Genomic DNA, 20634 nt, shown 5'->3' on the forward strand with positions numbered 1-20634 from the left:
GGGGCCGGAATATTCCGGCTCACTCTTATTTTAAAGAGAAATCTGTTAATGTTTTAATACCTAACAACTGATTAAACATCATCATGATCACAACATCTTTATTGCATCCATCAGTGCTTCCCCTCAATGGCGGGATTAATTTTCGTGATTTAGGCGGTAAAAAAGTAGCGAGTGGTGGAAAAATCAAATCAGGGTTGCTTTTCCGTTCTGGTTCTCTGGATCGCTTAACAGAAAAAGATCAATCTTTCCTGGTAAATAAAAATCTCTTTCAAATCATAGATTATCGTGATACTAGTGAGATAGCAGATAAGCCCGATTTGGTATGGAATGGCGCTAATTATCATCATGCTCCGGCCAATCCATTATCTGATGAAGTGAATGCGAATCTGGAAAAATTGACATCAGAGGTGTTGGAACAATTTGATCCGCAGACATTTATGTTCCGCCTTTATGAATTACTGCCTCTGAAAAATTCAGCCTATAAGACATTAGTTAAATTACTGCAACAACCGGAAAAAGGTGGGATAGTCCAGCATTGCGCGGTAGGTAAAGACAGAACCGGTGTAGGTTCTGCTTTGGTATTGTTTGCTCTGGGGGCTGATTTGAATACGGTAATGGAAGATTATTTAGTGACTCACTCTACTTTGGCTCCTTACCGTGAATATTTATTAAATGAGCATGCGAAAACCATGAGTGATGATGTAGTTGATAAATTCGCTTATGTTTATTCTGTGAGAGAAGAGTTTTTAATGACGGCATTAAACAGTATTAACCAACATTATGGCAGTGTAGATATATGGCTGGAAAAAGATCTTGGCCTTGATTGTGCTGCTCGTAAGAAATTACAAGGTTATTTCCTTGAATAAAAAGTTGGTTTAATTCTGGTTAATACAGAAATGGCTAAATTGAATGTGGTATTACCCGTTATCTTTCAAGTTGCCTCTTTGTTGGCTGCACTCGCTCACCCCAGTCACATAGTTCGCTATGCTCCCGGGGATTCTCTCCTTTGCCGTCGCGATGCATCTTGAAATCCATAGGGTATATTAATCAATACAGGAATATGAATTTGAGTCTTCATGAAATAGTTGATCTGGTAATCGCTTTTGTTAAAGCTCATGATACCTGGATCATGCCGATTGTTTTCTTACTCGCTTTTGGTGAATCTCTGGCTTTTTTCTCCTTGCTATTACCTGCAACAATCATATTGCTTGGATTAGGGGCATTAATAGGTGAAAGTGGTCTTAATTTCTGGCCAATTTGGTTGGCAGCCGCAGTAGGAGCTTTTTTGGGCGATTGGGTATCTTATATTGTTGGCGCCTATTTTAAGGGTGATGTTGGTAAAATTTGGCCGATTTCTCGTAAACCACAACTACTGACACGAGTACACCATTTCTTTGAACGTTGGGGTATTTGGAGTATTTTCTTTGGTCGATTCTTTGGGCCATTCCGTGCAATTGTGCCATTAGTCGCGGGTATTTGTGCCATGCCATTGCGTTACTTCCAGATAGCTAACATCTGTTCGGCACTTATCTGGTCTTTTGGCGTATTAGCTCCAGGAACATTTGGTTTGCAATGGTTAGTGCAATGGGTGAGTTAATTGGGAGCGGCTTCGCAGACTGAACCATCTGTATAAATCATTCTGGACATCTATACAGTGGCAATTTAGTTTATCTGGTCAAAGCATGAGATAGAGGAAGTACCAGTGGGTATCCAGTTGTTATATACGTTGATAGGTGCTCTTGGCGGCCTGTTGGGCGGTGGTATTCTTGTTTGGTTCTCCGTTCATCAACGTATTCAACAGCAAGAGCTGGAATTACGGCAATTGGACAGCCAGCTTGCCGTTGCCAATGAGAAACTGGAGCAATCCGCTTATTGGCGGGCTGAGTGTGAACAATTGAACCAGGAATTGCGGACTCAGAGAGAAGTTAATAGCGTGCAAGAATCTGAACTGCGGGAAGTGACGACACGTCTGGAAGAGAGTCGTCTCGCGGCTGAAGAGAAACAGCGGTTGCTGATCAACAGTGAACTACGTTTGAATACTCAATTTGAGAATTTGGCTAATCGTATTTTTGAACAAACGGGGCGCCGTACTGATGAACAAAATCGGCAGAGCCTCAATACTCTTTTAGCGCCATTTCGTGAACAACTTGATGGCCTACACCGGCAAGTTCAAGAGAGTTTTGGTCAGGAAGCCCGTGAACGTCATACTTTGGCACATGAAATCCGTAGCTTACAGCAATTGAATGTCCAGATGGCGCAGGAAGCCATCAATCTGACAAATGCCCTCAAAGGTAATAATAAAATTCAGGGAGATTGGGGAGAAGTCGTGTTATCCCGTATTCTGGAAGCCTCTGGTTTACGAGAAGGGCGTGAGTTTTGTACTCAGGTAAATATCAAGGTAGAGGGTAACCGCCGTTTCCAACCCGATGTTATTGTTCATTTGCCGCAAGGGAAAGATGTGGTCATTGATGCCAAAATGTCGCTGGTCGCTTATGAGCGTTATTTTAACAGTGGCGATCGGCATCAGCAGGAGTTAGCCCTTCAAGAACATATTGATTCAATTAAAGGTCATATTCGTGGTTTGAGCCGCAAAGATTACCAACAGTTGCCTGGGCTGAAATCGTTGGACTATGTATTGATGTTTATTCCGGTTGAACCCGCTTATCTGGTTGCGCTTAACAGGGCGCCTGAGCTGCTTGATGAAGCACTTAAACACAATATTATGTTAGTTAGTCCATCAACATTGTTAGTTGCTGTACGTACTATTAATAACTTGTGGCGCTATGAATATCAAAGCCAGAATGCGCGTTTAATCGCAGATAAGGCCGCTCGTATGTACGATAAAATGCGCTTGTTTGTCGAGGATATGCAAGGTTTGGGGCAAAGCTTGGATAAGGCCCAACTTAATTACCGACAGGCAATGAAAAAGCTAACTGAGGGGCGTGGCAACCTGATAAGTCAGGCAGAGAGTTTTCGTAATTTGGGTGTTGAGGTAAAACGTCCTATTGATCCTGAACTGGTTGATAAGGCCAGCCAACCATTCTGTGCTAATGATTAATACTAGGATGGGGTTTTATCTGAAAGGCTGATACACTTTTTATAACGCTTTGAATAAAAAATGGGCAAATGACATGGTAGACCAAACGAAACAAACCACACATTTTGGTTTCCGTACTGTAGCAAAGGATGCAAAAGCAGGCATGGTGGCTGAAGTGTTTCATTCTGTTGCGGCAAAATACGATTTAATGAATGATTTAATGTCGTTTGGCATCCATCGTATCTGGAAGCGTGTGGCTATTGATGCCAGTGGTGTGCGCCGAGGTCAGAAGATACTTGATTTAGCTGGCGGTACCGGAGATCTGACCGCTAAATTTTCCCGTATAGTTGGCGAAAAAGGCGAAGTTGTTCTTGCTGATATCAATGAATCTATGCTGAAGGTTGGGCGTGAGAAATTACGCGATGCTGGTGTTGTTGGTAATGTCAGCTATGTGCAGGCCAATGCGGAAGCGTTGCCTTTCCCTGATAACTATTTTAATTGCATCACTATCTCTTTTGGTTTGCGCAATGTTACCGAAAAAGAAAAAGCCCTGCGTTCTATGTTTCGGGTGTTGAAGCCGGGTGGACGTTTATTGGTACTTGAATTTTCTAAACCTTTGTTCACTCCGTTAAGCAAAGCGTATGATGCTTATTCTTTCCATGTGCTGCCAAAAATTGGTCAGGTTTTTGTGCAGGATGCTGACAGTTATCGTTATCTGGCGGAATCCATCCGTATGCATCCTGATCAGGAAACGCTTAAAACGATGATGGAAGAGGCCGGTTTTGAACAGGTGACTTATACCAATATGACTGGCGGCATTGTTGCACTACACAGAGGTTTTAAATTCTGAGATGGAAAGACCATCACTGAGTACAGCTATTAATTCCACACTTACGCCGGTTTTAACCGCAGTGATGGAAACATCGTTGAATTACCTGTTGTACCGTGAACCCGTGTTAAGGCCAGCCCGTATGCGGCTGGTAGACAAAGTTTTGTCGATCGAATTGAAAGAAATGAATACACCACTGACATTGGTGTTCAGTGAGAAACAGGTAGACGTATTAAGCCAATGGGGCGAATCTGCCGATTGCACGGTTAAAACTCACTTTTCTGCTTTGCTTAAACTACGGGATCGTCAACAAATTTCCAAATTGCTCAATAGCGGTGAAATGGTTATTGAAGGGGATATGCAGGTTGTTCAGCAATGGTCTGCTTTGTTAGATATGGTTGAATGGGATTTGGCCCATTATCTTTCTCCTTATTTCGGGGATATCGCTGCCGAAAGTGTTAGTCAAGTCCTTAAAAAAGGATTTCAGTTTGTTTCCGGTTCAATGGAATGCCAGAAAAATTATTTGGCGGAAGCGTTAACGGAAGAATGGAAACTAGCCCCAAATCAGCTTGAAGTGGCTTATTTCAGTGAAGAAGTTAGCATGTTGGCTAAAGATATCGAGCAAATAGAACAACGATTGGCAGTATTAGAGGGAAAATATGACTCCAGGTGAATTAAGGCGCCTTTATTTTATCATACGGGTTTTCCTTTCTTACGGATTGGATGAACTAATTCCTCGGATTCGTTTAACCTGGCCTCTTCGTTTTGGGCGTTATTTATTGTTCTGGATACCGAATAGACATAAAGATAAATCACTGGGAGAGAGACTGCGGCTTGCTTTACAGGAATTAGGGCCTGTTTGGATTAAATTTGGACAGATGCTTTCAACGCGGCGTGATCTGTTTCCTCCAGCAATAGCGGATCAATTGGCGTTGTTACAAGACCGGGTGGCCTCTTTTGATGGTACTCTGGCGCGTCAATATATTGAAACTGCTTTAGGAGGACCACTGGAAACCTGGTTTGATGATTTTGAACCTGTTGCTCTGGCCTCTGCTTCAATTGCTCAGGTCCATACTGCTCGATTAAAAGAGAATGGACAGGAAATCGTTATCAAAGTCATTCGTCCTGATATTCTGCCGATTATCAAAGCGGATATCCGGTTAATGTACCGTCTGGCTAATTGGGTACCGATGTTATTACCCGATGGACGCCGTTTACGTCCTCGTGAAGTTGTGCGGGAATATGAGAAGACGTTAATTGATGAACTGAATTTGCTGCGTGAAGCGGCTAATGCAATTCAACTCCGTCGTAATTTTGAAAATAGTTCAACGCTTTATGTACCAGAAATTTATGCTGATTATTGCCGTGAAAATGTTCTGGTGATGGAGCGAGTTTATGGTATCCCTGTTTCTGATATTGAAGCATTAGAAGCGCAGAATACCAACATGAAATTGCTGGCTGAACGGGGAGTACAGGTCTTTTTTACGCAGGTTTTTCGCGATAGCTTCTTCCATGCGGACATGCATCCGGGAAATATTTTTGTCAGCTATGAGCATCCTGAAGATCCGTTTTATATTGGTATTGATTACGGTATTGTTGGTTCTCTTAATAAAGATGACAAACGTTATTTGGCTGAGAATTTTATTGCTTTCTTTAATCGTGATTATCGGAAAGTTGCTGAACTTCATGTGGATTCAGGCTGGGTTCCAAGTGATACCAATGTTGAAGATTTTGAGTTTGCAATCCGTACAGTTTGTGAGCCAATCTTTGAGAAGCCACTTGCTGAAATTTCATTTGGTCATGTACTTCTGAATCTGTTTAATACTGCACGTCGTTTTAATATGGCAGTGCAGCCCCAGTTAGTGCTTCTACAAAAGACGCTTTTGTATGTAGAAGGATTAGGACGACAGCTTTATCCACAGCTTGATTTGTGGAAAACAGCAAAACCGTTTCTGGAGGAGTGGTTGCATAGTCAGGTTGGATTGCCTGCTGTTATCCGGGCGTTAAAAGAAAAGGCGCCTTATTGGGCAGAAAAGTTGCCAGAACTACCTGAATTAGTGTATGACAGTCTTCAGCAGCATAAACATTTGCAGGTGAGTATCGAGAAGCTGTCAGAGCATTTAAAAGGGCAACAGATAAAACAGCGGCAGTCGCAGTATTTACTGGGTGTTGGTGCGACATTGTTTCTCTGCGGAAGCTTGTTTTTGTTGTCTGGCTTGGTAAATATTCCTTGGTTGTTTATAGGTGCGGGTACCGTTTCGTGGTTGTTTGGCTGGTGTCGGCTGAGTAAAATTGAGTAAAATTTGTTTTAAGACAAGTTTTTTTGAAGGTCGGTTATAGCTCGTCGTATGTATAATGAGCTATTAAAATAATTCCTGTTAAATAGAGGTAAATCAGAATGGGCGGTATAAGCATTTGGCAATTACTTATCATTGCGGTCATTGTGGTGCTGCTGTTCGGCACGAATAAACTCCGTACTTTAGGTTCTGATCTTGGGGCATCTATTAAAGGTTTTAAAAAGGCGATAGGGGATGATAATCAGCCTCAACAGGCTCAAAAAACCAGTAGTGATGCCGATTTTGAAACCAAAAACATTACTGAAAAACAATCTGTAGCTCAATCTGAAACATCTGAGAGCAAAAACAAAGAGCAGGTATAAACCGTGTTTGACATTGGTTTTAGTGAGCTGCTGCTGGTTATGGTCATTGGCTTGGTGGTTTTGGGGCCAGAACGGCTACCGGTGGCAGTAAAAACAGTTGCTGGTTGGATCAGGGCACTGCGCTCTTTAGCTGCTAACGTCCAAAATGAGCTGGCTCAAGAGCTGAAATTGCAGGAGCTCCAGGAAAGCCTGAAAAAAGTTCAAGAAGAAGCGGGGTTGCAGAATTTATCCCCGGAACTGAAAGCTTCGATGGATGAGCTAAAAGAAGCTGCTGAGTCTTTGAAAAAAGCATACCAAAATGAACCTGATGCGGGGAGTATGAAAGCATCGGAAATAAATGAGGTAGCACAAAAGCCGGCAGCGTCTCAGGTTGCGATTTCATCTGAGCCTTCTGCTCCAGTGGGTGATCAAGCGGTTTCTGCAACGAAGAAAAAAACTTCTGATTAAGTTAATGGTGAACACTAAAACATGGCTGTTGATGATACCCAACCACTTATCAGTCACCTTATTGAATTGCGTAAGCGAATTCTAAACAGTTTACTTACTGTATTAGTGGTTTTTTTAGCATTGGTTTATTTTTCTAACGACATCTATCAGATGATCTCTGCGCCTTTGATTAAGCAGTTGCCTCAAGGCGCCAGTATGATAGCGACAGATGTTGCTTCTCCCTTTTTTACGCCAATAAAACTGACCATTATGGTGTCGATATTCGTATCTGCGCCTATGGTTCTCTATCAGGTATGGGCATTTATTGCACCTGCGTTATATAAACATGAACGCCGTTTGATGATCCCTCTGCTGGTTTCCAGTAGCCTGTTGTTTTATTTAGGGATGGCGTTTGCTTATTTTGTTGTATTTCCGATTGCTTTTGGATTCTTTGCTAAAACGGCGCCGGAAGGGGTGCTGATTGCAACGGATATCAGCAACTACTTAAGCTTTGTCATGGCACTGTTTATGGCTTTTGGCGTCTCTTTTGAAGTCCCCGTTGCCATTATTTTATTATGTTGGAGCGGGGTAGTTACCCCCGAGTCCTTGAAGAAAAAGCGTCCGTATATTTTGGTCGGTGCTTTTGTTGTTGGCATGTTGTTAACGCCGCCGGATGTTTTCTCGCAAACCTTGCTGGCTATTCCTATGTATTTGCTGTTTGAACTGGGGATTTTGCTCTCCCGTTTTTATACCAGACAGCGGAAATTGGGGGATCGTTCAGAGGAAGATGAGCAGGATGCGTCAGAAGCGAATGCGGAAAAGTGATAAGAGTAATCTTAACATGTTGTTCTGTAGTGCTAAGATAATGAGCACGAGGCGATAGCATATAAATTAACCCAGCGCGAGTGCGCTGGGTTTGCGTTAGGAGAGCTATATGAGCTATGCATTTCCAGGAACTTTCCCTGGTCGACGTATGCGCCGGTTGCGCTGTCATGATTTTTCCCGCCGTCTGGTTGCTGAAAACCAATTAACTGTTAATGACTTAATCTATCCTGTATTTGTGATGGAAGGCACTAATCGTCGTCAAGAAGTGCCTTCTATGCCCGGTGTGTATCGTCTGACGATGGATCTTTTGCTAAAAGAGGCTGAAGAGATTGCTCGATTGGGGATTCCTGTATTGTCTTTGTTCCCTGTTATTGAAGCAGATAAAAAATCTTTGGGTGCGGAAGAAGCTTATAACCCTGATGGGTTGATTCAGCGTACGGTTCGTGCGTTAAAAGATGCCGTTCCTGAATTAGGGTTGCTAACTGATGTGGCATTAGATCCATTCACGACACATGGTCAGGATGGAATTATTGATCAGGATGGTTATGTGATGAATGATATAACCAAAGAGATCTTGGTCAAACAGGCATTGTCACATGCAGAGGCAGGTGCAGAGATTATTGCCCCGAGCGATATGATGGATGGGCGTATTGGTGCAATCCGTGAATTGTTTGAAGCGGAAAGACATGTAAATACTCAAATTATGGCTTACTCGGCAAAGTATGCTTCTAGTTATTATGGCCCATTCCGTGATGCAATCGGTTCAAATCGTAATCTGAAAGGGGGCAATAAAAAAACCTATCAAATGGACCCTGCGAATAGTGATGAAGCATTGCAGGAGATTGCTCAGGATTTGCAGGAAGGCGCTGATACGGTAATGGTAAAACCGGGCATGCCTTACTTGGATGTTATCCGTAGGGTAAAAGACACATTCGGTGTACCGACCTTTGCTTATCAAGTATCTGGCGAATATGCTATGCATATGGCTGCTATTCAGAATGGTTGGTTACAGGAAGAAGTCATTATAGAGTCTCTGTTATGCTTCAAGCGCGCAGGAGCAGATGGCGTACTGACCTATTTTGCAAAACGAGTTGCTCAACAGTTAAATAAATAGAAATACTAAGGTTTGATCAAAACGGGCAGAATGTAAGTTTTGCCCGTTTTTTGTTTGGTTAAATTTTCACAAACTGTTTATTATCAAGCGCCTTAGGTAATTGTTTATTTAGAATATTAAGTAACAGAATAGAACGGGTTTCTCCATCTGGTTCATTGTAGATAGCTTGCAATCCTTCAAAAATTCCTTCGGTGATTAATACGGTATCACCAGCCACAGGTGTATCTGGTGATACATATTCTTGCTCAGTTGCGGAGACGATGTCTTTAATCAGCGTTTCCGGTACGATAGCAGGATGCACGCCAAAACGGACAAAATGGCTAACGCCGCGTGTTGAATTGATCGTTGTAGTATGAATAACTTCAGGATCAAACTGAACAAACAGATAATTAGGAAAAAGTGGCTCTATATTCACAGTACGTTTACCACGGGTTATTTTTTCAATTCTCGCGGTAGGAGTCAGGCAAGCAACATCCTGTCGTTCCAGATTTTCTATTGCTCGTAAAATTTGCCCACGTTTACAGTAGATGAGGTACCAGTTTTCCATCTTTATTTAACCTTGATCCAATGACTATTAAGCATAGCAAAATAGAAAAGGGCATTACAGGCATTATCTTAGTGATAATTGTTTAATGATACATATTTATTGTAATGGCGTGTCCGATGTTTTTCAGTAAAAAAGCGATGAATAATATCTTGGTAAGTGGCGGATAAAGTAATTAATATAAAATTGGTTGTTATTTGTTCGGTCAATATTAATAAAAGAAAGATATCAGTATTTCTATTGAATAATTGCAAAATTTGATAGCTATTTAGTCATCATTGGGAAATCCGTGGTAAGCGATTGGCTGTATTTTGTGCGATGAATCCAGAGGTAGAGATAGTGTGGCGTTATTTCTGTGGCGAGAGTGGAGACATCAAGATGTTCCAATACGGTAAATATTTTTCTGAGTAACTTGATGCTCAAATATTAATTTATTGGGGGTCATTTCGTGGTATTTGACTTTGAGGTCGCAAGGTTGAATTAAACCCGTTGCTTTTTAGTAAGTTATTGGTTTAATTTGTAGTCTTCTGAAAAAAACACAAAAAAGCTGAGTGGGATGGCTTATAATGTTTTCCCCCTTAAAACCCGGCATAAATGAATAGTATGAAATACCGTGACTTAAGAGATTTTCTAACCTTATTGGAGCATAAAGGTGAGTTGAAACGCATCAGCTTTGAAGTTGATCCTTATTTGGAGATGACTGAGATTGCAGATCGTACCCTTCGCGCTGGTGGGCCTGCCTTGTTGTTTGAAAATCCCAAAGGTTATTCGATGCCTGTATTGTGTAATTTGTTCGGTACTGCTGAACGTGTTGCTATGGGGATGGGGCAGAAAGATGTTAAAGCTTTGCATGATGTAGGTAAGCTGCTAGCTTTTTTGAAAGAACCCGATCCTCCGAAAGGTTTTCGTGATTTACTGGATAAGTTACCGAAATTTAAGCAAGTCCTTAATATGCCGACTAAACGGCTTAATACTGCGCCTTGTCAGGAACATGTTTCGGTTGGTGATGATGTAGATTTAACTCGTATTCCTATCATGCACTGTTGGCCAGAGGACGCTGCACCATTGATTACTTGGGGGCTGACAGTAACTCGTGGCCCGAATAAAGAGCGGCAAAATCTTGGTATCTATCGCCAGCAAGTACTGGGTAAAAATAAACTCATTATGCGCTGGTTATCTCATCGTGGTGGTGCGCTTGATTTTCAGGAATGGTGTCAGGCACATCCAGGAGAACGTTTCCCAGTGGCTGTTGCCTTGGGTGCTGATCCTGCGACAATATTGGGGGCTGTGACGCCAGTTCCTGACACATTATCGGAATATGCATTTGCTGGGTTATTAAGAGGATATAAAACAGAAGTTGTGAAATGTCTTTCAAGTAACTTGGAAGTACCAGCAAGTGCTGAGATCGTATTGGAAGGGTATATTGAGCCTGGCGAGTTAGCTCCAGAAGGGCCATATGGTGATCATACGGGCTATTATAATGAAGTCGATATGTTCCCGGTGTTCACTGTGACACATATTACTCAGCGTCATGATGCTATTTATCATTCGACTTATACTGGTCGCCCGCCAGATGAACCTGCTGTGTTAGGGGTTGCATTGAATGAAGTGCTGGTACCGATTTTACAAAAACAGTTTCCTGAAATTGTCGATTTTTATCTGCCTCCTGAAGGTTGTTCCTATCGTCTCGCCGTCGTGACTATGAAGAAACAATATCCGGGTCATGCCAAGCGGGTCATGATGGGGGTTTGGTCGTATCTACGGCAATTTATGTATACGAAGTTTGTTATTGTTTGTGATGATGATATTAATGCTAGAGACTGGAACGATGTGATTTGGGCAATCACTACGCGAATGGACCCGGCAAGAGATACAGTGTTAATGGAGAATACTCCGATAGATTATCTCGATTTTGCGTCGCCAGTTTCAGGATTAGGTTCGAAAATGGGAATGGATGCAACGAATAAATGGCCGGGAGAGACGCAGAGAGAATGGGGACGCCCTATTGTGATGAGTGAAGAAGTGCGTACCCGCGTCGACAAAATCTGGGATGAATTAGGTATTTTAGGACCATAAGAGGGAACGCATGACAACACTGAGCTGTAAAGTAACCTCTGTAGAGGCTATTACTGATACGGTTTATCGGGTACGGTTACTTCCCGATTCTCCGTTCTCATTCCGCGCCGGTCAGTATCTGATGGTGGTAATGAGTGAGAGAGATAAACGTCCGTTTTCAATGGCATCAACGCCTTCAGAAAAGGAGTTTATTGAATTACATATTGGTGCTTCTGAACTAAATTTGTATGCAATGGCTGTGATGGATAGAATTCTGGATCAGAAAGTGATCAATATTGATATCCCTCATGGTAAAGCCTGGTTCCGTCAAAGCAGTGCTAATCCGCTGTTATTAATTGCAGGCGGCACGGGGTTTTCTTACACCCGTTCTATATTGCTGACAGCGTTGGAAGAACAACCTGGACGCCAGATCTCTATGTATTGGGGGGGCAGAGAATCACAACATTTATATGATCTTGCTGAATTACAGTTACTTACAGAACGCTATCCTAATTTGAAGGTTATTCCAGTTGTTGAACAGTCAGAGAATGGTTGGTGTGGACGTACAGGAACAGTGCTTAAAGCAGTACTAGAAGATTTTGGTAGTTTGACCAATTATGATATTTACATTGCAGGGCGATTTGAAATGGCAAAAATTGCTCGTGAACGCTTTTGTGGCGAGCGTGATGCTTCTGCTGACAACATGTATGGTGATGCTTTTGAATTCATTTAAAATAATAATAAAAAAAACCCGCCCCTGACAGGCGGGAATTACGGCAACAACGACTCAGTTATAATAATTCTTATATACCCTTTATCTTTCAAACTGCTGCTTTGTTGGCTGCTTTCACTCACCCCAGTCACATAGTTATCTATGCTCCTGGGGATTCGTTCACTTGCCGCCGCGCTGCAACTCGAAATCTATTAGGTATAGATAAGTTCTTAATCCATTCTTTCTATAATGGTGGCGATACCTTGGCCTAAACCGATACACATGGTTGCCAGGCCAAACTGAACATCGCGGCGTTCCATTAAGTTCAACAACGTTGTTGTGATGCGAGCGCCTGAGCAGCCTAAAGGATGACCGAGAGCAATTGCGCCGCCATTCAGGTTAACTTTGTCATCCATACTATCCAGCAAATTCAGACCTTTCAGGCAGGCAAGTGACTGAGCAGCAAATGCTTCGTTTAGTTCAATCACGCCGATATCACCCAGTTCTAAACCTGCTTTCTTGAGCGCCATTTGTGTAGCAGGGACCGGGCCATACCCCATAATGGAAGGATCGCAACCAACCGCTGCCATAGAACGGATGCGGGCACGAGGTTTCAGCCCCAGATTCTTGGCATAACTTTCACTGGTTATCAACATTGCAGACGCACCATCGGATAAAGCAGAGGAGCTGCCTGCTGTGACTGAGCCTGTTACTGGATTGAATACAGGACGCAGTGCGGCTAGATCTTTCAGATTAGCATCCGCGCGGATCACCTCATCATAATCAAATAGCTTCAATATGCCATCGGCATCGTGACCATAAATTGCTGATAGCTCATTGGAGAATGCGCCTGATTGCGTTGCTTGCGTTGCACGTTGGTGTGAACGGAGTGCAAATTCATCTTGCATTTCACGGCTGATATGGTGAATCTTTGCCAACATTTCAGCGGTTAAACCCATGACTCCTGCGGCTTTGGCGACGCTCATACTCATTTTAGGGTGGAAATCCACGCCATGAGTCATCGGAACATGGCCCATATGCTCTACACCACCAATCAATGTAACATTAGCTTCTCCGGTCATGATCATACGAGCGCCATCATGCAGCGCTTGCATTGATGAACCGCATAGTCGGTTAACCGTTACGGCTGGTACAGAGTGAGGGATATCAGCCAGTAAAGCTGCATTTCGGGCAATGTTGAAACCTTGCTCTAGAGTTTGCTGGACACAGCCCCAGTAGATGTCATCGATTTCATGTTTCTGTATTGCCGGATTACGTTTAAATAGTTCTTTCATCAGGTGAGCGGAGAGATCTTCAGCCCGGACCTGACGGAATGCACCACCTTTTGAGCGCCCCATTGGGGTGCGGATGCCATCAATAATGACTACATTTTCCATGTTTCCAGACCTCACGCTGTTTTTCCGGTGCTGACAGTAATCGTTGCTGCTGTAGGATAGTAACTTTCATTACGTTCAGCTTTAGCTTTCAGACCAGGCGGTACCTGATAAAGAGCACCGAGGTGAGCATAATTTTCAGCCATTTTTACGTAAGCTGTTGTTCCCATTGTTTCCAGATAACGGAAAACACCACCGTGGAATGGAGGGAAACCAAGGCCATAAACCAGAGCCATATCTGCTTCTGCCGGGCTGGCAATGACACCTTCTTCCAAACAGCGGACAACTTCGTTGATCATCGGGATCATAGTACGAGCAATGATCTCTTCACTGGAGAAATTACTCTTCTGTTGGCAGATAGTCGCCAGCAATTGGTCTGTTTGCTCATCCTGCTCTTTTTTAGGCTTACCTTTCTTATCTTGAGTGTACTTATAGAAACCAAGACCGTTTTTCTGCCCGTAACGTTGATTGTCGTATAAAGTGTCAATGGCATCTTTATAGTCGCGCTGCATACGATCTGGGAACCCTTGGGCCATGACTGATTGAGCATGATGTGCAGTATCAAGACCAATAACATCAATGAGATAAGCAGGACCCATTGGCCAGCCAAACTCTTTCTCCATGATTTTGTCTATTTGGCGGAAATCACCACCATCACGCAATAGCAGACCGAAGCCAAGGAGATAAGGAAGCAGTACCCGGTTTACAAAGAACCCTGGACAGTCGTTAACGACGATCGGAGTTTTACCCATTTTGCTGGCATAAGCGACTACGGTTGAAATTGTCTTTTCAGACGTTTTTTCACCGCGAATCACTTCAACCAACGGCATGCGGTGTACTGGGTTGAAGAAATGCATACCACAGAAGTTTTCCGGGCGTTTCAGGGATTTGGCTAATTCTGAGATTGGAATTGTTGATGTGTTGGATGCTAGGACACAATCTTCATTAACCAGAGTTTCAGTTTCTGATAGTACAGCTGCTTTGATTTTTGGATTCTCTACGACGGCTTCAACCACGATTTGAGCCTGTTCGATACCGGCATAATTTAAGGTCGGTTGAATAGAAGAGAGGGTTCTTGCCATTTTTATGGCATCCAGGCGGCCACGTTCAAACTGCTTGTTTAGAAGTTTCGCAGCTTCATTCATACCTAATTCAAGGGCTTGCTGACTGATGTCTTTCATCATGACAGGAATCCCTTTGCGGGCAGATTGATAGGCTATGCCGCCCCCCATAATTCCTGCGCCTAGAACTGCGGCATACTCAGGTGTTACGACTTCTTTCAGATGTTTTTTAGCCAGTCCTTTTACATACTGGTCATTAAGAAAAATACCTACTAAAGCACGGGCAACATTTGTCTGTGCTAAAGGAATGAAGTTGGCGGTTTCTATTTTCAGTGCTTCATCACGACCAAATGTAGCGGCTTTTTCTATGGATTTAACTGCGGTAATAGGCGCTGGATAATGAGGACCGGCGACTTTCATTACCATACCTTTTGCCACACTAAAACTCATGCCTCGTTCAATTTCATTGAGTTTCAAAGGCTCTAATTTCGGCTGGCGTGCGGCTTTCCAGTCAAGGTTCCCTGCAATTGCTTGTTCCAGCATTGATACTGCGGAATCAACCAGTTTTTCTTTGGGAACAACGGCATCAATCAAGCCATTTTTCAATGCTTCTTCTGTACCAATGTCTTTACCTGCGGCAATGATATCTAGTGCATTATCAGTCCCGATCAGGCGTGGAAGGCGAACTGATCCACCAAAACCAGGCATAATGCCAAGTTTGGTTTCTGGCAGCCCAATGCGCGCATCTGGGGAAGCTACACGGAAATCTGTAGACAGAACACATTCACAACCACCACCAAGAGCATAACCGTTTATTGCTGAAATGGTTGGTACAGGTAAATCTTCTATCCGGTTAAAAATGCTATTTGAAAAGTTAAGCCATTCTTGCAGCTTTTCTACAGGTGAATCGAATAAAGAGAGGAATTCAGTAATATCTGCGCCGACAATAAATGCAGCTTTTTCAGAGCGTAATAAAACGCCTTTCAGTCCCGTTTGTTGTTCCAGGCTGGCAACAGCCTTATCGAGAGATGCAACAGTTTTAGTATCTAGTTTATTAATCGCGGCTGGGGCATTGAAAACCAGTTCAGCAATGCCATCTTTCAGCCAGCTTACTTGAATTGTTTCACTTTGATAGAGCATGTCGTTCTCCTAAATGAGCGCATACCATCTGGTATGACCAGATGGGTTTGATTGTGGGTATTATGTTAAGTAAATGCAAATGAGTGATTAGTTTTTTGCAAGGGTGATCACAAGTGAGATTTGTATCTCATTGGCAATAATTGTTTTTATATTTTGATAAATAAGGTGTTAGCGGGAGCCGATAACTTGAGAGGGTTTTTGCATGATACCTGCAAATATCAATGGCTGTGATAAGCTAATGGTTTAGCCATAAAATAAAAAAGGTCAATTGAAATGGAAAAGTTGGCATCTCTGTACCACGAACATATCTCTACATTGCAGCAACGCACCTGTGAAGCATTGGCCCGTAATCAATTTGATGCTTTGCTTATTCACTCAGGTGAGTTACAGCGTATTTTTCTTGATGATAGAGACTACCCTTTCAAAGTTAACGCTCACTTCAAAGCTTGGGTTCCAGTAACTAAAGTGCCTAATTGCTGGTTGTGGGTAGATGGTATTAATAAGCCTAAATTATGGTTTTACTCACCGGTAGATTATTGGCACAGCGTAGAATCGCTACCGACCAGTTACTGGACTAAAGAAGTTGAAATGATTCATCTGGCAAATGCTGGAGATATCAATTCAGCGTTAAGTACTTATGTGAAACAGAATGTTGCTTATATCGGTTGTTCGCCACAAAGAGCAAAAGAGATTGGTTTCTCCGAACACAATATTAATCCAAAGGCCGTTCTTGATTATTTACATTTTTATCGTTCATATAAAACAGATTATGAACTGGCCTGTATGCGTGAAGCACAAAAAACGGCTATTGTTGGACACTTGGCAGCTTATGAAGCATTTCAGGCTGGGATGAGTGAATTTGATATTAATATCTCTTATCTTATGGCAACAGGTCATCGTGATACAGATGTGCCTTATGACAATATTATTGCCATGAATGAGAATGCAGCCGTTTTGCATTACACTGTATTGCAGCACAACGCACCTTCGGAGATACGCAGTTTCCTGATTGATGCCGGTGCTGAATATAATGGTTATGCAGCCGATATTACCCGCACTTATTCAGCAAAAAGTAATAATGAATTTGCCTCTCTAATTAAAGACATGGATGCTGAACAGAAAGCGTTAATCAGTACAATTAAAGCAGGGGTTCGCTACACCGAATACCATATTCAGATGCATCATCGGATTGCTAAATTGTTGAAAAAATATGGTATCGTGAAAGATGCCAGTGAAGAAGTCATGGTTGAAAAAGGGCTGACAACGCCATTTTTTCCACATGGCATTGGCCATCCTCTTGGGTTACAAGTTCATGATGCGGCAGGGTTTATGCAGGATGATACAGGTACACATTTAGCAGCTCCGGATATGTATCCTTATCTGCGTTGCACCCGTATTCTGGAACCCCGCATGGTGATGACTATTGAGCCTGGCCTTTATTTCATTGAATCGCTGCTTGCCCCTTGGCGTGAAAGTGAGTTCAGCAAATATTTTGACTGGAATAAAATTGGGATGTTTAAACCTTTCGGTGGTATTCGTATCGAAGACAACATTGTGATCCATGAAAATAAAGTGGAAAACATGACTAGGGATCTTCAATTGCCATAATGAAGCCTTATTTGATACCCGCAGCTTCAGTGAGTTTTACTGAAGAGATTAAAAAAAGTCGTTTTATTACCTTGCTGGAGCATACTTGCGGGGTGGATGAGGCCAAGGAGTTTATCCAGCAAATCAAAGCTCAGTACCCTGATGCTCGCCATCACTGCTGGGCATTTGTTGCTGGTGCGCCGGATGATTCACAGCAGCTGGGTTTTTCAGATGATGGCGAGCCTTCAGGGACCGCTGGTAAGCCGATGTTATCCCAGCTTATGGGAAATAATATTGGTGAAATAACTGCGGTGGTTGTCCGTTATTTTGGTGGAATAAAGTTAGGTACCGGTGGGTTAGTAAGGGCATATGGAAGTGGTGTCCAACAGGCGCTGAAATTGCTGGAAACAAAATATAAGGTTCCACAGAAACTCTGTTCCTTGCAGTGTGAATATGCCCATATCTCTATGATTGAGCAGTTATTACAGAAATCATCGGGGCAAATTATTTCCAGTGAGTATGCAGAGAATGTTACTTTGCGAATTTCACTTCCAACTACCTTAGTGGGGGAAGTCGGTGATAAATTACGTGATCTAAGTCGTGGTGTACTGCATTTAACACCTGATCTGTAAATATTCTCTGTAACTGGATTTCTAAGGAACCAGCCGAATGCATTTTCGTGCCATAACCCGTATCGTTGGGCTGCTTGTCATTCTTTTCTCTGTCACCATGATAATTCCAGGATTGGTAGCACTTATCTATCGTGATGGCGCTGGGCGTGCATTCAGTCAGACATTTATTTTTGCCTTAATTATCGGTTTGATGCTTTGGATACCAAATCGGGAACAAAAACATGAATTAAAGCCTCGGGAAGGGTTTCTTATCGTTGCTTTATTTTGGATAGTGCTTGGCAGTGTCGGGGCTTTACCTTTCATCTTTTCTGAACAGCCGAATCTTTCTATTACAGACGCATTTTTTGAATCTTTCTCCGGTTTAACAACAACGGGTGCTACGACACTGATTGGGCTTGATTCCTTGCCTAAAGCGATTCTTTTCTACCGGCAGATGCTGCAATGGTTAGGCGGTATGGGGATTATTGTGCTGGCGGTTGCAATACTGCCTCTACTTGGGGTTGGGGGAATGCAGCTCTATCGGGCTGAAATGCCTGGCCCTTTGAAAGATAATAAAATGCGCCCGCGAATTGCTGAAACGGCAAAAACTTTATGGTTGATTTATGTGTTACTGACAATCGCCTGCGCTTTAGCATTATGGGCTGCGGGGATGTCAGTTTTTGATGCCATTTCTCACAGTTTTTCAACTATCGCAATTGGTGGATTTTCTACACATGACGCAAGCATTGGTTATTTCAATAGCCCCGCGATAAATACCATTATTGCGATTTTTCTGCTGATTTCTGGTTGTAACTTTGGTTTGCACTTCGCGGTATTAACGGGACGTAGCCTGACAGTATATTGGCGGGACCCTGAATTCCGCATGTTTATCTCCATTCAATTAGTGCTGGTCATTATTTGCACTCTAATCTTATGGCATCACTCTGTTTATAAGTCGGGGATAGAGACACTAAACCAAGCTTTTTTCCAGGTTGTTTCAATGGCGACAACCGCAGGGTTCAGCACAGATAGTTTTGCTCGTTGGCCATCGTTTTTGCCAATATTGCTGTTGTGTTCCGCATTTATTGGTGGTTGTGCGGGTTCGACGGGAGGAGGATTAAAGGTGATTCGCATTTTATTGCTGTTCCTGCAAGGTTCCCGTGAATTGAAGAGATTGGTTCATCCAAATGCGGTTTATACCCTCAAGCTAGGGCGAAGAGCATTACCTGAAAGGATTATTGAAGCTGTATGGGGATTCTTCTCTGCTTATGCTTTGGTATTTATCATCAGTTTGTTATTACTTATCGCAACAGGTGTAGATGAGCTTTCTGCGTTTTCTGCAATAGCCGCTACACTAAATAATCTAGGGCCTGGGTTGGGTGTTGTTGCGGATAACTTTACTGCAATGAATCCGGCAGCCAAATGGATATTAGTTATAACGATGTTGTTTGGTCGTTTGGAAGTATTCACTTTATTAGTTTTATTTACACCAACCTTCTGGCGTGAATAGTTTGTTGGGAGAGGGATATAGCTATGAATTATTTGTTACTTTATTCCAGTCGTGATGGGCAGACTAAGAAAATTATTACCCGCATTGCTGAAAATCTACGCAGAACAGGAGAGATATGCGATCTTAGAGATTTGGCAACAGTAAAAACAATCAATTTGGAATCTTATGACAAGGTTATGATTGGAGCTTCGATCAGATATGGTCATTTTAGTTCGGCACTGAAAAAATTTGCAATCTGTCATCAACAACAACTTAATAAAATGCCAACCGCATTTTTTGGTGTAAATCTGACGGCAAGGAAGCCAGAGAAAAGTACACCGGAAACGAATGTGTATGTTCGTAAATTTCTGTTTAATACCCCGTGGAAGCCAGATTTGTGTGGTGTTTTTGCTGGTGCATTACTTTATCCTCGTTATCATTGGTTGGATCGGGTAATGGTTAAAATGATTATGAAGATGACTGGCGGGGAAACTGATACAACTAAAGAGATTGAATATACCGATTGGCAGCAAGTCGATCGCTTTACTGATGATTTCCTTAAAATAGTGAGTGAAAAATAACTGATTTGTTCTTTTTATCAGTGTTTTGTTGAAAAAAACCACGAACGACCATTTTTTTTCAATAAATACTTGCCAGCGTCAAAGAACTCCCTATAATGCGCCACCACTGACCGACACAACGCTGATAAACATTGTGAGGTCGGGCAGAGAAAAAGCGAATAAGCGCTTGACTCTGCGGGCGAACAGCGTAGTATACGCAGCCCGGCTGAACGAGAATATTAATTTTTGATTTGGCCTGCTCTTTAACAATTAATCAGACAATCTGTGTGGGCACTCACAAGACCGTATCACAAAAAAATACGTTTTAAAGTCTTGAAGAGTGAACAACAGTTAATTCATTACGAACTAATTTAGTAACGTTATTTTGGCAGGATAACGCGAAGGCAAGCGAGCAACACCGAGACAGTACTTCAGTACGGCGAGGTGTAGCGCAGTGAAGCCGACAAAGTTAGCCAAACAAAAGAGCGTTAATCAGTGAATTCTTTGAGCATCAAGCTTTCAATTGAAGAGTTTGATCATGGCTCAGATTGAACGCTGGCGGCAGGCCTAACACATGCAAGTCGAGCGGTA

General features: G+C 42.6%; 19 protein-coding genes, 1 rRNA gene and 1 pseudogene. 18 read left to right on the top strand and 3 right to left on the bottom strand.

The annotated features are described in order from the left end of the window. Positions 1-83 precede the first annotated feature (83 nt). The 11 genes and pseudogenes from V2H77_RS08945 to hemB all read left to right on the top strand — a co-directional run bounded on the left by V2H77_RS08945 (position 84) and on the right by hemB (position 8890). Positions 84-866, top strand: a complete 783-nt coding sequence (locus tag V2H77_RS08945; RefSeq protein WP_341498518.1) for a tyrosine-protein phosphatase — start codon at positions 84-86, stop codon at positions 864-866. A 30-nt stretch (positions 867-896) separates the two neighbouring features. Next, a complete protein-coding gene (locus tag V2H77_RS08950) occupies positions 897-1028 on the top strand; it encodes a hypothetical protein (RefSeq protein WP_341498519.1) in 132 nt (43 codons plus the stop codon). Positions 1029-1060: 32 nt separating this feature from the next. Beyond that, complete coding sequence (locus tag V2H77_RS08955) at positions 1061-1597, top strand: DedA family protein (protein WP_445935471.1); 537 nt, start codon at positions 1061-1063, stop codon at positions 1595-1597. Positions 1598-1762: 165 nt separating this feature from the next. Then, positions 1763-3031, top strand: a pseudogene (rmuC, locus tag V2H77_RS08960) (DNA recombination protein RmuC); the annotation flags it as partial. 100 nt (positions 3032-3131) lie between these two features. Continuing rightward, positions 3132-3887 carry a bifunctional demethylmenaquinone methyltransferase/2-methoxy-6-polyprenyl-1,4-benzoquinol methylase UbiE gene (ubiE, locus tag V2H77_RS08965; protein WP_341498521.1) on the top strand — a complete coding sequence of 252 codons (756 nt, stop codon included), beginning with the start codon at positions 3132-3134 and terminating at the stop codon, positions 3885-3887. A gap of 1 nt (position 3888) precedes the next feature. Beyond that, complete coding sequence (gene ubiJ / locus V2H77_RS08970; RefSeq protein WP_341498522.1) at positions 3889-4539, top strand: ubiquinone biosynthesis protein UbiJ; 651 nt, start codon at positions 3889-3891, stop codon at positions 4537-4539. After that, the gene (ubiB, locus tag V2H77_RS08975) at positions 4526-6166 is read left to right on the top strand and encodes a ubiquinone biosynthesis regulatory protein kinase UbiB (protein WP_341498523.1); all 1641 of its coding nucleotides are present in this window, start codon (positions 4526-4528) and stop codon (positions 6164-6166) included. The genes ubiJ and ubiB overlap by 14 nt, the downstream gene beginning before the upstream one ends. Positions 6167-6264: 98 nt before the next feature. Next, positions 6265-6525, top strand: a complete 261-nt coding sequence (tatA, locus tag V2H77_RS08980) for a Sec-independent protein translocase subunit TatA (protein ID WP_011148500.1) — start codon at positions 6265-6267, stop codon at positions 6523-6525. 3 nt (positions 6526-6528) lie between these two features. Beyond that, positions 6529-6972 (top strand): Sec-independent protein translocase protein TatB, encoded by a 444-nt coding sequence (gene tatB / locus V2H77_RS08985; RefSeq protein ID WP_341498524.1) that lies wholly within the window; start codon positions 6529-6531, stop codon positions 6970-6972. Positions 6973-6993: 21 nt separating this feature from the next. Beyond that, on the top strand, positions 6994-7776 hold the full coding sequence (tatC, locus tag V2H77_RS08990; protein ID WP_341498525.1) for a Sec-independent protein translocase subunit TatC: 783 nt from the start codon (positions 6994-6996) through the stop codon (positions 7774-7776). Positions 7777-7885: 109 nt separating this feature from the next. After that, positions 7886-8890 carry a porphobilinogen synthase gene (gene hemB / locus V2H77_RS08995; RefSeq protein WP_341498526.1) on the top strand — a complete coding sequence of 335 codons (1005 nt, stop codon included), beginning with the start codon at positions 7886-7888 and terminating at the stop codon, positions 8888-8890. 58 nt (positions 8891-8948) lie between these two features. Here hemB and rfaH read toward each other — a convergent pair whose 3' ends face one another. Continuing rightward, positions 8949-9437, bottom strand: coding sequence for a transcription/translation regulatory transformer protein RfaH (gene rfaH / locus V2H77_RS09000; RefSeq protein ID WP_341498527.1), 489 nt, complete (start codon positions 9435-9437; stop codon positions 8949-8951). Positions 9438-10037: 600 nt separating this feature from the next. On the opposite strand from rfaH, the gene ubiD reads away from it, so the two are divergent. Together ubiD and fre are read left to right on the top strand one after the other, a co-directional pair. Then, on the top strand, positions 10038-11510 hold the full coding sequence (gene ubiD, locus V2H77_RS09005; RefSeq protein ID WP_341498528.1) for a 4-hydroxy-3-polyprenylbenzoate decarboxylase: 1473 nt from the start codon (positions 10038-10040) through the stop codon (positions 11508-11510). 10 nt (positions 11511-11520) lie between these two features. Continuing rightward, positions 11521-12222: an NAD(P)H-flavin reductase gene (gene fre, locus V2H77_RS09010; protein ID WP_265380635.1), complete on the top strand. Its 702-nt coding sequence runs from the start codon at positions 11521-11523 to the stop codon at positions 12220-12222. Positions 12223-12431: 209 nt separating this feature from the next. Here the strand turns inward: fre and fadA are convergent, their stop codons facing one another. Continuing rightward, positions 12432-13598 carry an acetyl-CoA C-acyltransferase FadA gene (gene fadA / locus V2H77_RS09015; protein ID WP_341498529.1) on the bottom strand — a complete coding sequence of 389 codons (1167 nt, stop codon included), beginning with the start codon at positions 13596-13598 and terminating at the stop codon, positions 12432-12434. An 11-nt stretch (positions 13599-13609) separates the two neighbouring features. Continuing rightward, positions 13610-15796 carry a fatty acid oxidation complex subunit alpha FadB gene (gene fadB, locus V2H77_RS09020; RefSeq protein ID WP_341498530.1) on the bottom strand — a complete coding sequence of 729 codons (2187 nt, stop codon included), beginning with the start codon at positions 15794-15796 and terminating at the stop codon, positions 13610-13612. A gap of 273 nt (positions 15797-16069) precedes the next feature. Here fadB and pepQ point away from each other — a divergent pair, with 273 nt between their 5' ends. From pepQ to V2H77_RS09045, 5 genes are all read left to right on the top strand, one after another. Beyond that, on the top strand, positions 16070-17404 hold the full coding sequence (pepQ, locus tag V2H77_RS09025) for a Xaa-Pro dipeptidase (protein ID WP_341498531.1): 1335 nt from the start codon (positions 16070-16072) through the stop codon (positions 17402-17404). Continuing rightward, the gene (locus tag V2H77_RS09030; protein ID WP_265380631.1) at positions 17404-18015 is read left to right on the top strand and encodes an IMPACT family protein; all 612 of its coding nucleotides are present in this window, start codon (positions 17404-17406) and stop codon (positions 18013-18015) included. Before pepQ ends, V2H77_RS09030 begins: the two co-directional genes overlap by 1 nt. A 37-nt stretch (positions 18016-18052) precedes the next feature. Next, a complete protein-coding gene (gene trkH / locus V2H77_RS09035; protein WP_341498532.1) occupies positions 18053-19504 on the top strand; it encodes a Trk system potassium transporter TrkH in 1452 nt (483 codons plus the stop codon). A 23-nt stretch (positions 19505-19527) separates the two neighbouring features. Continuing rightward, entirely contained in the window at positions 19528-20064 is a 537-nt protein-coding gene (gene hemG / locus V2H77_RS09040; protein ID WP_341498533.1) for a menaquinone-dependent protoporphyrinogen IX dehydrogenase, read from the top strand. A gap of 499 nt (positions 20065-20563) precedes the next feature. Beyond that, a 16S ribosomal RNA gene (locus V2H77_RS09045) occupies positions 20564-20634 on the top strand; the annotation flags it as partial.

The organism is Photorhabdus sp. P32 (assembly GCF_038085095.1).
Taxonomy (GTDB): Bacteria; Pseudomonadota; Gammaproteobacteria; order Enterobacterales; family Enterobacteriaceae; genus Photorhabdus; species Photorhabdus luminescens.

Excerpts from the sequence above, each read along its gene's own strand:
- V2H77_RS08945 (WP_341498518.1), top strand. The coding sequence starts at position 84 with ATGATCACAACATCTTTATTGCATCCATCAGTGCTTCCCCTCAATGGC.
- V2H77_RS08950 (WP_341498519.1), top strand. The coding sequence starts at position 897 with ATGGCTAAATTGAATGTGGTATTACCCGTTATCTTTCAAGTTGCCTCT.
- V2H77_RS08955 (WP_445935471.1), top strand. The coding sequence starts at position 1,061 with ATGAATTTGAGTCTTCATGAAATAGTTGATCTGGTAATCGCTTTTGTT.
- ubiE (WP_341498521.1), top strand. The coding sequence starts at position 3,132 with ATGGTAGACCAAACGAAACAAACCACACATTTTGGTTTCCGTACTGTA.
- ubiJ (WP_341498522.1), top strand. The coding sequence starts at position 3,889 with ATGGAAAGACCATCACTGAGTACAGCTATTAATTCCACACTTACGCCG.
- ubiB (WP_341498523.1), top strand. The coding sequence starts at position 4,526 with ATGACTCCAGGTGAATTAAGGCGCCTTTATTTTATCATACGGGTTTTC.
- tatA (WP_011148500.1), top strand. The coding sequence starts at position 6,265 with ATGGGCGGTATAAGCATTTGGCAATTACTTATCATTGCGGTCATTGTG.
- tatC (WP_341498525.1), top strand. The coding sequence starts at position 6,994 with ATGGCTGTTGATGATACCCAACCACTTATCAGTCACCTTATTGAATTG.
- hemB (WP_341498526.1), top strand. The coding sequence starts at position 7,886 with ATGAGCTATGCATTTCCAGGAACTTTCCCTGGTCGACGTATGCGCCGG.
- rfaH (WP_341498527.1), bottom strand. The coding sequence starts at position 9,437 with ATGGAAAACTGGTACCTCATCTACTGTAAACGTGGGCAAATTTTACGA.
- ubiD (WP_341498528.1), top strand. The coding sequence starts at position 10,038 with ATGAAATACCGTGACTTAAGAGATTTTCTAACCTTATTGGAGCATAAA.
- fre (WP_265380635.1), top strand. The coding sequence starts at position 11,521 with ATGACAACACTGAGCTGTAAAGTAACCTCTGTAGAGGCTATTACTGAT.
- fadA (WP_341498529.1), bottom strand. The coding sequence starts at position 13,598 with ATGGAAAATGTAGTCATTATTGATGGCATCCGCACCCCAATGGGGCGC.
- fadB (WP_341498530.1), bottom strand. The coding sequence starts at position 15,796 with ATGCTCTATCAAAGTGAAACAATTCAAGTAAGCTGGCTGAAAGATGGC.
- pepQ (WP_341498531.1), top strand. The coding sequence starts at position 16,070 with ATGGAAAAGTTGGCATCTCTGTACCACGAACATATCTCTACATTGCAG.
- V2H77_RS09030 (WP_265380631.1), top strand. The coding sequence starts at position 17,404 with ATGAAGCCTTATTTGATACCCGCAGCTTCAGTGAGTTTTACTGAAGAG.
- trkH (WP_341498532.1), top strand. The coding sequence starts at position 18,053 with ATGCATTTTCGTGCCATAACCCGTATCGTTGGGCTGCTTGTCATTCTT.
- hemG (WP_341498533.1), top strand. The coding sequence starts at position 19,528 with ATGAATTATTTGTTACTTTATTCCAGTCGTGATGGGCAGACTAAGAAA.